Raw genomic sequence first — 11,473 nt, 5'->3', positions numbered from 1 at the left:
GGTGACCCCGTTGGTGTTGGTCGCGCAGCATCAGGCTCGACAGCAGCCCGAACGCACGGCGCGGCGCGTCGAGGTAGCCCGAGCCCGAGTCGCCCGGGACCCCCGGCGGCGTGGTGGAGACGACGTGGGTGCGCGGCCCCTCCGGCTGCCCGAGGCTCAGCCCCTGCTTGTACGGCGTCGCCACGAGCTGGTTGGGCTGGTAGCTGTAGACCTTCTCCCCCTGTTCGGTGCCGTCGGTGTCGAGCCCGGTCGGGCCGCCGAAGCCGGGGACCGTGGGGTCGGCGACGGCGACGGCCGCCGGGTCGAGGCGGATCAGCGACAGGTCGTTGTAGAGGCACAGCTGCGGGTCGCTCTCCCCGCGGTCCTGCATGACCGCCCAGGAGTTGTAGGCGACCCGTCCGGTGTAGTTCCTGCCGTCGCGGCCGCGGATGCCGACCTCGATGCCCTCCGGCATGACCGGCTCGCTGCAGCCGTCCACCGAGGACATCGCGTCCTCGCCCGCCATGCAGTGCGCGGCCGCGCCCAGGTAGAGCGCCCCGGCGGGCGCTGCCTGGTGCTCGGCGCCGTCGGCCCCGTCCCGGTGTCCGTCCTGCGCGGCGGCCGGGGTGTAGAGGAAGTTGGCGGTGCACAGCTCGGCCCCGCCGGTGACCGGGGTGGCGATCTGCACGCCGGGGCCGATCGCGCCCGCCTGCACCGCCGGGGCGGACGGCGCGGCCACCGCGGTGCCCGCGGCGGCGGGCGCGGTCAGCGCGACGGCGACCGCGAGGCCGGCCGCGGCGGCGATCCCGGCGATGCGCCGCCGCGCGGGGCGGTGGGAGAACTGCGACGACATGACGCTCCTCGGCTCGTGGTCCGCCACGGATCTCAGCCGAACCGGCCACCCTGCGGGTACGGCGCGCCCGGCGGACTCCCCGGTCGGGGAGCGATCCGACCCGACCGGGTGACGTGATCACCGCGAGCGTCCCGCAGCGTCCGCGACTAGCGTCGCCGCACGTGAGCACCGACGCCGATCCCGAGGGACGGATCCTCCTGCTGCGCCACGGCGAGACCGAGTGGTCGCGCACCGGGAAGCACACCGGCCGCACCGACGTCCCGCTGACCGACCAGGGCCGGGTCGCCGCCCGCCGGGTGCGCACCGCGCTGGCCCTGGTCCGCCACGACGCCCCGCCCGCCCGGGTCCTCTGTTCCCCGCGCTCGCGCGCGCGGGACACCGCCGAGCTGGCCGGGCTGCGGGTGGACGCGGTCGACGACCGGCTCGTCGAGTGGGACTACGGCGACAACGAGGGCCGGACCACGCCGCAGATCCGCGAGTCCCTGCCGGGCTGGACGATCTGGGACGGGCCGTGGCCCGGCGGTGAGACCCCCGACGACGTCGCGGCCCGCGCCGACGCCGTGCTCGCCGACGCACGCGCCCTGCTCGGCGACGGCGACGTCGTGCTCGTGGGGCACGGCCACTTCTCGCGGGTGCTGACGGCGCGCTGGATCGGGTTGCCCGCGAGTGGCGGGGTGCACTTCCGCATGGACCCGGCCGGGGTCAGCGTGCTGGGGTTCGAGCGCGGGGTCCCCCGCCTCGACCACGTCAACCAGCGCCCCACCCCCGCGGAGGACCAGTGAGCGTCCGACGGCCACCCCCGACGACGTGCCGGTGATGGTCCGGCTCGTGCACGAGCTGGCCGACTACGAGAAGGCCGCGACGAGTGCGGGCTGACCGAGGAGCAGCTGCACGCCGCGCTGTTCGGCCCCGACCCGTCGGCCGGGGCCTTGGTCGCCACCGGCGACGACGGCGCGGTCGTCGGCACGGCCATCTGGTTCCGGACCTTCTCCACCTGGGAGGGCGTCGCCGGGATCCACCTGGAGGACCTCTACGTGACCCCCGCCGCCCGCGGCGGCGGGCACGGCGCGGCCCTGCTCGCCGAGCTGGCCGCCGAGGTGGCCCGGCGCGGCTGGAAGCGCCTGGAGTGGAACGTGCTGGACTGGAACACCCCGGCCATCGGCTTCTACCGCTCCGTCGGCGCGGTGCCGAACGAGGGATGGACCACCTACCGGCTCACCGGCGACCCACTCGTCGCGCTGGCCGGGCGGCCGGGCGCTAGTCCTCGGGGTACTCGTCGCCCATCGACCAGCGGCGGGACTGCTCGCTGATCAGCATCAGGAACGTGAACAGCACGAACAGGCCGCAGACGATGCCCCACACCAGCTGCCGGCTGGGGCCCAGCGCGTAGTAGATGACCGGGAACAACAGGAGTTGCACGACGATCGCCGGCGTGCGGCAGCCGTGCACCCCGCGGACCAGCCCGTAGCCGACACCGGCCACGGCGGCCGCCATGAGCACGAAGATCCCGGCCTCGGCGAGCCCGTAGTAGAGGCGTGCGCCACCGGCCTCCAGGGCGCGCACGCCGAGCACGACCGCGAGGACGGCGCCGACGAGCCCCTGCGCCGCGACGAGCACCCCCGCCACCCGCACGTTCTCCGGCGGTCGCTCCCGCGTCGCGGGGCGGGCGTCACGGTCATCGGCCACCTCGCGAGGATAGGCCGCCCGGCGTGACGGCCACCGCCGGGCGGCCGACGGACCGCCCGGTGCGCGGTCGATACAGTCGGCCCGTGCGCGCGCTGCTCGTGGTCAACCCTCAGGCCACGTCCACCACCGCCGCCGGCCGGGACGTGCTGACCAAGGCCCTGGCCAGCGAGCTGAAGCTCGACGTCCTGCAGACCCGCTACCGGGGCCACGCGGCCGAGGCGACCGCGGCGGCCGTGGCGGACGGCGTCGAGCTCGTCGTGGCGCTCGGGGGCGACGGCACGGTCAACGAGGTCGTCAACGGGCTCCTGGCCGCGCAGACCGGCTCGGGCAGCGGCGCCCCGCGGCCGGACCCGGACGCCACGGCGATGCTCGCAGTGGTCCCCGGCGGCTCGGCGAACGTCTTCGCCCGCGCCCTGGACATGCCGCGCGACCCGGTCGAGGCGACCGGGCACGTGCTCACCGCGCTGGCCCGGCGACGACGACGGCTGGTCGGCCTGGCTGGGCCGACGACCGCTGGTTCACCTTCAACGCCGGCATGGGCTGGGACGCCGAGGTCGTGGCCGCGGTGGAGCGCGCCCGCGCGCAGGGCCACGAGGCCAGCCCCGGCCGCTACGCGCTGACCGCGATCGCCCAGTACCTCGCGCAGCTGCGCCGGCCGCCGTCGATGACGGTGGAGCTGCCCGACGCGGCGCCGCTGACCGGGGTGCGGCTGGCGTTCGTCTCCAACACCGACCCGTGGACCTTCCTGTCCGGCCGCGCGGTGCGGACCAACCCCCGCTCGTCGTTCGGCAGCGGGCTGGGGCTGTTCGCCCTCACCGGGCTGAGCCCGCGGACGATCGCCTCGACCCTGCGCCAGATCCTGGCCGCCGACGGCGACCCTCACGGGCGGCACATCGTCCGGCACGACGCGGTCGGCCGGGTGCGGATCACTTCGGAACAGCCCCTCGCGCTCCAGCTCGACGGCGACCACCTCGGAATGCGCACCGACGTGGAATTCCTGAGCGTGCCCGGAGCGTTACGCGTCGTCGTGTGAGACGGACGGTTCGTCGCTCATCGTGCGGGCGCTCTCACACGCTGGAGTGAGCTACCCCGCCATTCACCGATGTGAGCGGACCGTCGGTCCCGTTGGGGCTTACACCAGGCCAAACCCGTGATCCAAGGTGGTCCTACGCAAGCGAGGCCACGAGCAGCGCCGCTCGTGGAGGTTCCGTCCCACCGGGCCGGGCCCCTCACTCAGAGGGTGTCCGGGTCGACACCGTTTTCGGGTGGCCGATTCCGCGTGGGACAGGGACACTGGATCGTGGAACCGGCCCAGGGCGGCTCGAAGTCCCGGGCACAGGTCTGTCTGCGTGCGTTCCCTATGAGGGCGCTCACGTATCCCGCGAGCAGTTCCCATTGAGGACCGTGGTGGCTCGTGAAAGTATCACAAGCTGCGAAACATGCACGTAACATCAGCGCACAGACGATCGGCGCGACCCCGATCGCGCACCAGAGGAGAAAGTGATCATGGACTGGCGTCACGACGCGATCTGCCGCGACGAGGACCCGGAGCTGTTCTTCCCGGTCGGCACCAGCGGCCCCGCCCTGATGCAGATCGCGGAGGCCAAGAGCGTGTGCCGGCGTTGCCCGGTCACCGAGTCGTGCCTGCAGTGGGCTCTCGAGTCCGGCCAGGACGCGGGTGTCTGGGGCGGCATGAGCGAGGACGAGCGGCGCGCCCTGAAGCGGCGCAGCACCCGTCCGCGCGCCCGCACCGCGTAGGCAGCCGCCCCGGCACTCGCCCGGACCACGGCAAGAACAGCTGTCCCGGAACAGCGCTTCGCGCCCGCAGCTCCGAGAAGTAGAAGAAGTAGCTCCCCGACCTCGGGCCCGTAGCCGGACGCCACCGGCCACGGGCCCGAGGTGCGTTCGGGGTGATCTGCCACCCCGGTGTGAGGGTCGACCACGGTGCCGGCGCGACCACGGCACCGGGATCAACGGTCACGGGACGAGCGTATCCGGTGCCCTCCGGGCCCCCGTCCACGCCCCGGGTCACCGGGAGTGACCGGGATCGGTCGTCCGCCGCACCGCAGCGACCGCCCGGGGACGACGGGCGGCGGAACCGTTGCCCCGCCGCCCTCCCACCCCGGCGTCAGGAACCGCCGAGCGGTACCCGGACCACCGCCACCGTGCCGCCGCCCTCCCGGGCCCGCACCTCGATCGTCGCCTCCAGCTCGGAGGTCAGCAGGGTCCGCACGATCTGCAGACCCCAGCCCCTTGGACCTCTCGAAGTCGAAGTCGACCGGCATGCCGTGGCCGTCGTCGGCCACCGACACCTCCAGCCGGCTCGCCGAGCGCACCGGGCTGACGACCACCTCCCCCGCCGTGCCGGGGTCGTAGGCGTGCGCCAGCGCGTTGTGGGTCAGCTCGGCCAGGACCAGCACCAGCGGGGTGGCCTTCGCCGCGGGCAGCGCCCCGAAACCGGAGTCGACCGCACCCGGGCACGGGACTCGGTCGTCGCGCCGTCGCGGATGGCGGGCAGCACCTTCGGCAGCAGCTCGTCGAGCTCGACGACCTCGGCGACGGAGTAGGCCAGCGCCTCGTGCACCAGCGCGATGGAGGTGACCCGGCGGACCGACTCCTCCAGCGCGCGGCCGGCCTCCGGGTGCTCGCTGCGCCGGGCCTGCATCCGCAGCAGCGCCGCGACCGTCTGCAGGTTGTTCTTCACCCGGTGGTGGATCTCGCGGATGGTGGCGTCCTTGCTCATCAACGCCGCGTCCCGGCGGCGCAGGTCGGTCACGTCCCGGACCAGCACCAGCGCGCCCGCCGCGTCGCCGCGGGGGCGCAGCGGCAGTGCGCGCACGAGCATCGTCGCCCGACGGCCCTTGATCTCCATCCGGGTGGACGGGACACCGTCGAGTGCCTCGTTGATCCGGCCCGCGACGTCCTTCGCGTCGAACGGGTCCAGCACCAGCGCCTTGGTGACCGTCGCGAGGTCGGCCCCGGCGACGTCGCTGGCGTGGCCCATGCGGTGGTACGCCGACAGCGCGTTCGGGCTGGCGTAGGCCACGTTGCCGTGCACGTCGAGGCGGACCAGGCCGTCCCCGCGCGCGGGCTGCCCTCGGCCGAGCCGGGCGGACCCGACTGCGGCGGGAACGTCCCGTCGACGATCATCTGGCACAGGTCCGAGGCGCTGCCGAGGTAGGCGATCTCCAGCGGGCTCGGGACGCGCGGGGTGGACAGGTTGGTGTCCCGGGACAGCACCGCCACCGTGCGGCCCTTGAAGCCGCACCGGGATGGTCTCCCGCCGCACCGGCACCTCCAGGTGCCAGCGCGGGTCGTCGTCGCGGCAGATCCGGCCCTCCAGCACCGCCCGGCGCAGCTGGCCGACCTCCACCGGCACCGCCCGGCGGCCGACGACGTCGTCCGGGTGGGCGGTCGGCGCGGTGGTCGGCCGGGCCTGGGCGACGCACAGGAACTGCGCGGTCGCCGCCCGGGAGGCACCGCCGGTCCCCGCGTGGAGGTCGTCCAGCGGCACCCACAGCAGGAAGTCGGCGAAGGACATGTCGGCCAACAACTGCCACTCACCGACCACGCGCTGGAGGTGATCGGCGGTCTCGCCGTCCATCGTCGTGTGCTCGGCGAGCAGCTCGCTCAGCGTGGTCACGATCGCCCATCCCATCACATGCGAGAATCGCCCCTACCAAGCTCCCGCGGCACCGCCGCGGAACCGTGACCCGGACGGGAAGGAGGGTCGAGATGTCCAAGCGTGCACGCAAGCGCCGTGACCGTGCCAAGAAGGGCGCCAACCACGGCAAGAAGCCGAACTGCTGAGCTCGGCGACACCGACGCGAGAGGGCGGGCACCCCGATGGGAGTGCCCGCCCTCTCGCGTGTGGCCGGTCAGCCGCTGCGGTACTCGGTGCGCTGGTGCGACACGGAGACGCTGGTGCCCTCCGGGCCGCTCTCCACGGTCACCTGGGCCTGCTCGAGCACCGCGGAGCGGATCTGGGACCGCAGCCGGTCCTTGAGCCCGCCGGGGCCGCCTCACCGCCGCGCTTGCGGGCCAGCAGCGCCTTCAGCTTCTCGTCGATGCCGTACTCGGCCAGGCAGGGCCCGCACTCGTCCAGGTGCTGCTGGAGCAGGCGTCGCCGCTCCTGGTCGCACTCGTGGTCGAGGAACAGCCACACCTCCGCCAGCACCTCGCTGCACCCGGTGTTCGCGGGCGGGTCCTGGATCATGGGGTTGCGCTCGAGCGGTGCGCCCGAGCCCTCGGCGGCGCTCACGATGCCGTCACCTCCCGGTCCCCGGTCGCGCCGGCGCCCCGTCGCGGACGAAGCCGCGCTCACGGGCGACGTCGGTCAGCATGTCCCGCAGCTGGCGCCGGCCGCGGTGCAGCCGCGACATCACGGTGCCGATCGGGGTGCCCATGATCTCGGCGATCTCCTTGTAGGCGAACCCCTCGACGTCGGCGAGGTAGACCGCCATGCGGAAGTCCTCCGGCAGGCCCTGCAGGGCCTCCTTGACGTCGCTGTCGGGCAGCGCGTCGAGCGCCTCCACCTCGGCCGAGCGCAGACCGGTCGAGCTGTGCTCACCGGCCTGGGCCAGCTGGTAGTCGGTGATCTCGTCGGTCGGCGACTGCAGGGGCTGACGCTGCCGCTTCCGGTACCCGTTGATGTAGGTGTTGGTCAGGATCCGGTACAGCCACGCCTTGAGGTTGGTGCCGCGGCGGAACGACCCGAACGCCGAGTACGCCTTCAGGAACGTCTCCTGCACCAGGTCCTCGGCGTCGGCCGGGTTCCGGGTCATGCGCAGCGCCGCACCGTAGAGCTGGTCGAGCAGCGGCATCGCGTCGCGCTCGAAGCGGGCCGTGCGGTCGGAGACGCTCTCGTCCTCGGGCGCGCGGTTGCCGTCCTCGTCGGCCACACCGACCATGGCGGCGAGCTCCGCGGGATCGGTCCCTGCCGCACCCGTCTCCGGCTGGTCCGGCTCATCCGGCTGTACTGACAAAGGTTCCCTCTCCAGTGACACGAGTCGCGCGCCGGTGCGGGTCACCGGCACGACGGACGCGTCGGAGGGTACGAGCCCCGGCCGCTCGCGGCCGTCCGGCGGCGCGGCCCCGGGCCTCTCCATCACTGATGTCGTCACCCCCGCAACAACGGTGCGGCGCCGGATCGCATTCCCGTAGGTTCCCGTCACCCCCGGGTCGGGACCCCGGGACGAGGACGGGAGGACACCGACGATGGCGGGCAGGGGCACCCCGGCGACGGCACTGCTGAGCAAGCGTGGGGTGGCGCACGAGCTGCACACCTACACCCAACACGACGGCGCGGGCTACGGCGAGGAGGCCGCCGCCGTCATGGGGCAGGACCCGCGACGGGTGTTCAAGACCCTCGTCGCACTCGTCGACGGGACCATGACCGTCGGGATCGTGCCGGTGGCGGCCCAGCTGGACCTCAAGGCGCTGGCCGACGCCGCGGGCGGGAAGAAGGCCGTCATGGCCGACGTCGCCGACGCCGAGCGGACCACCGGCTACGTCGCGGGCGGCATCTCCCCGCTGGGCCAGCGTCGGCGGTTGCCGACGGTCCTGGACGTCTCCGCGCAGGAGCACCCGACGGTGTTCTGCTCCGGGGGCAGGCGCGGCCTGGAGATCGAGCTCGCCCCGGCGGACCTGGTGGCACTCACCGGCGCCGTCGTCGCACCGATCGCGACCGGCTGACCGCAGGGGTCACACGGACGGGTCCGATCCGGGCTCCACGCCAGTAGGGTCGGCCACCGACGGCCCCGGACCGCCGTCGGCACCGTCGAGACGAGCAACGGGGAGCACGCGTGGACCGACCGGAATGGGCGCCCGACGAGGTGACATGACCAGCCCGAGCGTCGCCCGGGTCTACGACTACTACCTGGGCGGGTCGCACACTTCGAGGCGGGCCGCGGGTCGCCGACGCGCTGCCCGCGACCGGGTGCTCGCGCGTGCCCGAGATGGCGGCCGTCGCGCAGGCCAACCGGGCGTTCCTGCGCCGGGCCGTGCACCACCTGTGCGCGCAGGGGATCCGCCAGTTCCTCGACCTCGGCTCGGGCATCCCGACCGTCGGCAACGTGCACGAGGTCGCGGCGACCGCCTGCGACGACGCCCGCGTGCTCTACGTCGACAACGACCCGATCGCCGTCGCGCACAGCCGTGCGCTGCTCGATGACGACCCGTCGACGGCCGTCCTCGCCGCCGACCTGACCGACCCGCGACGGGTCCTCGACGACCCCTGACCCGCAGCCACCTCGACCTGACGCAGCCGGTGGCGGTGCTGCTCGTCTCGGTGCTGCACTTCGTCCCGGACGAGGCCGACCCGGCCGGGATCATCGCCGCATACGCCGCCGCGACCGTCCCCGGCAGCCACGTGGTCGTCAGCCACGCGAGTGACGAGGGGGGCCTCTCCGGTGCGAGCCAGGCCCAGAACCTCTACAACAGGGACACGTCCCCGAACCGGATGCGGATGCGCGACACCGAGGAGCTCACGGCGCTGCTGGCCGGCCTGGAGCTGGTGGAACCCGGAGTCGTGCGGATCCCGCTCTGGCGTCCGGAGACCCCGGTGGGCCCCGAGGCGCAGCGCTACCCCGGCCTGGCCGCCGTCGCCCGTCACACCGGGCCGCCCGGCGACTGACAGTGGGAGGGAGAGCCGTCATGGCGAAACCCGTCCCCGTCCTGCCCGACGACGGGGGCCCGGGGCCGTCGACGCTGGCCGACGCCTGGGTCGCCGCGATCGAGGCCCGCAGCTTCGTCTCCGCCGCCCGGGCCGACCTGCACGCGGTGCTGTCCGGCGCGGCCTGGTGGTTCACCGCCGTCGTCGAGGGGCGGGCCGAGGAGGTCATGGCCGAGGAGGTCGGCGCCGAGCTGGTCGCCGCGCACCTCACCGACCCGGCCGCCCTGCGCTGCTCGATCGACGTGCTGTCCGAGCACTTCGCCGAGCACACCCTCGACCCGGAGCGGTTCCGCCGCTGGAGCAGGGCGGTCGGGGCGCTGTCGACGGGATACGCCCGGATGCTGCGCGACCGCACCCGGCTGGAGCAGGAGCGGATCAGCTCGGCCGCGTTCGCCGCACGCGCCGCCGCCGAGGACGCCCGCTGGCGCTCCGAGGCGCGCTACGGCGTGGTGTTCGAGAGCTCCGTGATCGGCATCAGCGTCGCCGACACCGAGGGCCGGATCCTGGAGGCCAACCGCACGCTGACCCAGATGCTCGGCCACCGGCCCGGCGGGCTCGTGGGCCGCTCGGTGTTCGAGTTCATCCATCCCGAGGACACCCCCGACATGTGGCCGCAGATCGAGGCCATGCTCGCCGGACGGATCGGGCACGTCCGGATGGAGAAGGCCTACTTCCGGGTCGACGGCGACCAGGTGTGGACCGAGCTGACCGTCTCGCTGGTCCGCTCCCCCGACGGCGAGCCCCGCTACCTCGTCGCGATGGTCTCCGACGTCACCGAGCGCCGTCGTCTGCAGTCGCGGCTGCGTCACCAGGCCGAGCACGACCCGCTCACCGGGCTGCCGAACCGCTCGCTGTTCTTCACCCGGCTCGAGACCGCGCTCGCCGGGCCGTACGGCTCCCCCGCCCCGGTCGGGGTCTGCTACCTCGACCTGGACGGCTTCAAGGCCGTCAACGACACCCTCGGCCACGACGCGGGCGACCAGCTCCTGCGCACCGTCGCGCACCGCCTCGACGCCGAGCTCCGCCCGGCAGGGCACACCGTCGCCCGGATGGGCGGCGACGAGTTCGTGGTCCTCGTGGAGCAGTGCACCGGCGTCGAGCAGCTGGCCGAGGTCGCCGACCGGGCGCTGGCGGTCGTCCGGCGGCCGGTGCACGTGCGCGGCCGGGAGGTGGTGGTGTCGGCCAGCATCGGGATCGTCGCCCGCCCGTTCCGCGACGCCGCGGGCACCGCCACCGGCGAGGACGTCGCCGGTGCCGCGGGCGCCGCCGAGCTCATGCAGGCCGCGGACACCACCATGTACTGGGCCAAGCGCGACGGCCGGGACCGCATCGCGGTCTTCGACCCGGCCCGGCACGCGAACGACGTGCACCTGTTCGAGCTGGCCGGCCGGATGCCGGGCGCGCTGGAGCGCGGCGAGTTCCACCTGGAGTACCAGCCGCTGGTCGCGCTCGACGACGGCGACGTCGTCGGGGTGGAGGCGCTGGCCCGCTGGCGCACCGCCGACGGCGAGCGGCTCGGCCCGGACGTGTTCATCCCGCTGGCCGAGCAGACCGGCCTTATCGTCCCGCTGGGGCTGCACCTGTTGGAGCAGGCCTGCACCGACGCCCGGTCCTGGGTGGACTCGGGCGCCGACGCGGGCCTGGTGCTCAGCGTGAACGTGGCGGGCCAGCAGCTGCGCAGGCCCGACGCCGTCCTCCGCATCGCCGACGTGCTGGAGCGGACCGGGTGGCCCGCCTCGTCGCTGCAGCTGGAGCTGACCGAGAGCGACCTCATGTCCGCCGCCGGGCGCCCGGTGCAGGCGTTGGAGGAGCTGTCGCGGCTCGGGGTGCGCATCGCCATCGACGACTTCGGCACCGGCTACTCGAACCTGGTCTACCTGCACCGACTGCCGGTGGACGTGCTCAAGCTGGCCGGGTCGTTCGTCACCGGCCGGGGTGGCGCCTGCCCCGGCGAGGAGGGTCCGGACGACCCGGGCCCCGGCGACGTCGACAGCCCGGTCATCCTCTCGGCGATGATCGAGCTGGCGCACACCCTCGGGCTGACCGTCGTCGCGGAGTCGGTCGAGACCGGCTGGCAGGCCCGCAGGCTGCACGACCTGGGATGCGACATCGGCCAGGGCTGGCACCTGGGGTCGCCACGCCCCGCGGCCGAGCTCGCCGCGCTGCTGGCCGGGGCCCGCTAGGACGGCGGGCCCGGGGCCAGACGCTGCCGCACGTCGTCGACGATCCGGTCGGCGCCGAGCACGCCGATCCCCACCATCCAGGTCTCGTCCTCGACCTCG

At 74.0% G+C, this 11,473-nt stretch carries 10 protein-coding genes and 3 pseudogenes; 8 read left to right on the top strand and 5 right to left on the bottom strand.

What is annotated here, in order from left to right:
* Positions 1-859, bottom strand: an 859-nt coding sequence (locus KPL57_RS24165) for a hypothetical protein (RefSeq protein WP_226353282.1), incomplete at its 3' end; no start/stop codon positions are given.
* A 134-nt stretch (positions 860-993) separates the two neighbouring features.
* Here KPL57_RS24165 and KPL57_RS24160 point away from each other — a divergent pair.
* The gene (locus KPL57_RS24160; protein WP_226353281.1) at positions 994-1,614 is read left to right on the top strand and encodes a histidine phosphatase family protein; all 621 of its coding nucleotides are present in this window, start codon (positions 994-996) and stop codon (positions 1,612-1,614) included.
* Between the two features lie 147 nt (positions 1,615-1,761).
* Positions 1,762-2,142 carry a GNAT family N-acetyltransferase gene (locus tag KPL57_RS24155; protein ID WP_308252983.1) on the top strand — a complete coding sequence of 127 codons (381 nt, stop codon included), beginning with the start codon at positions 1,762-1,764 and terminating at the stop codon, positions 2,140-2,142.
* Here the strand turns inward: KPL57_RS24155 and KPL57_RS24150 are convergent.
* On the bottom strand, positions 2,090-2,518 hold the full coding sequence (locus KPL57_RS24150; protein ID WP_060710703.1) for a hypothetical protein: 429 nt from the start codon (positions 2,516-2,518) through the stop codon (positions 2,090-2,092). The genes KPL57_RS24155 and KPL57_RS24150 overlap by 53 nt on opposite strands.
* An 83-nt stretch (positions 2,519-2,601) precedes the next feature.
* Here KPL57_RS24150 and KPL57_RS24145 point away from each other — a divergent pair.
* Positions 2,602-3,551, top strand: a pseudogene (locus KPL57_RS24145) (diacylglycerol kinase family protein).
* Between the two features lie 473 nt (positions 3,552-4,024).
* The gene (locus KPL57_RS24140) at positions 4,025-4,276 is read left to right on the top strand and encodes a WhiB family transcriptional regulator (protein ID WP_043277332.1); all 252 of its coding nucleotides are present in this window, start codon (positions 4,025-4,027) and stop codon (positions 4,274-4,276) included.
* A 370-nt stretch (positions 4,277-4,646) separates the two neighbouring features.
* Here KPL57_RS24140 and KPL57_RS24135 read toward each other — a convergent pair.
* Positions 4,647-6,161 (bottom strand): annotated as a pseudogene (locus KPL57_RS24135) (sensor histidine kinase).
* 92 nt (positions 6,162-6,253) lie between these two features.
* Here KPL57_RS24135 and KPL57_RS72615 point away from each other — a divergent pair.
* Positions 6,254-6,328: a 50S ribosomal protein bL37 gene (locus KPL57_RS72615; protein ID WP_369804880.1), complete on the top strand. Its 75-nt coding sequence runs from the start codon at positions 6,254-6,256 to the stop codon at positions 6,326-6,328.
* Positions 6,329-6,467: 139 nt separating this feature from the next.
* On the opposite strand, the gene rsrA is transcribed toward KPL57_RS72615, so the two are convergent.
* Both rsrA and KPL57_RS24125 read right to left on the bottom strand, forming a co-directional pair.
* Positions 6,468-6,779: a mycothiol system anti-sigma-R factor gene (rsrA, locus tag KPL57_RS24130; RefSeq protein WP_374203777.1), complete on the bottom strand. Its 312-nt coding sequence runs from the start codon at positions 6,777-6,779 to the stop codon at positions 6,468-6,470.
* Between the two features lie 7 nt (positions 6,780-6,786).
* A complete protein-coding gene (locus tag KPL57_RS24125; RefSeq protein WP_226353280.1) occupies positions 6,787-7,428 on the bottom strand; it encodes a sigma-70 family RNA polymerase sigma factor in 642 nt (213 codons plus the stop codon).
* A gap of 307 nt (positions 7,429-7,735) precedes the next feature.
* On the opposite strand from KPL57_RS24125, the gene ybaK reads away from it, so the two are divergent.
* The 3 genes and pseudogenes from ybaK (at position 7,736) to KPL57_RS24110 (ending at position 11,374) form a co-directional block, all read left to right on the top strand.
* On the top strand, positions 7,736-8,212 hold the full coding sequence (ybaK, locus tag KPL57_RS24120) for a Cys-tRNA(Pro) deacylase (protein WP_226353279.1): 477 nt from the start codon (positions 7,736-7,738) through the stop codon (positions 8,210-8,212).
* Between the two features lie 263 nt (positions 8,213-8,475).
* A pseudogene (locus KPL57_RS72610) lies at positions 8,476-9,152 on the top strand (SAM-dependent methyltransferase).
* Between the two features lie 20 nt (positions 9,153-9,172).
* Complete coding sequence (locus KPL57_RS24110; RefSeq protein ID WP_226353278.1) at positions 9,173-11,374, top strand: bifunctional diguanylate cyclase/phosphodiesterase; 2,202 nt, start codon at positions 9,173-9,175, stop codon at positions 11,372-11,374.
* Positions 11,375-11,473: the final 99 nt, after the last annotated feature.

It is taken from the genome of Pseudonocardia sp. ICBG601 (assembly GCF_020496245.1).
Note: the sequence above shows the minus strand (reverse complement) of the source record. Positions and strands in the feature narration are given on the sequence as shown.

Coding starts and splice junctions, on each gene's coding strand:
- ybaK (WP_226353279.1), top strand. CDS start 7,736: ATGGCGGGCAGGGGCACCCCGGCGACGGCACTGCTGAGCAAGCGTGGG.
- KPL57_RS24110 (WP_226353278.1), top strand. CDS start 9,173: ATGGCGAAACCCGTCCCCGTCCTGCCCGACGACGGGGGCCCGGGGCCG.
- KPL57_RS24140 (WP_043277332.1), top strand. CDS start 4,025: ATGGACTGGCGTCACGACGCGATCTGCCGCGACGAGGACCCGGAGCTG.
- KPL57_RS24125 (WP_226353280.1), bottom strand. CDS start 7,428: ATGGTCGGTGTGGCCGACGAGGACGGCAACCGCGCGCCCGAGGACGAG.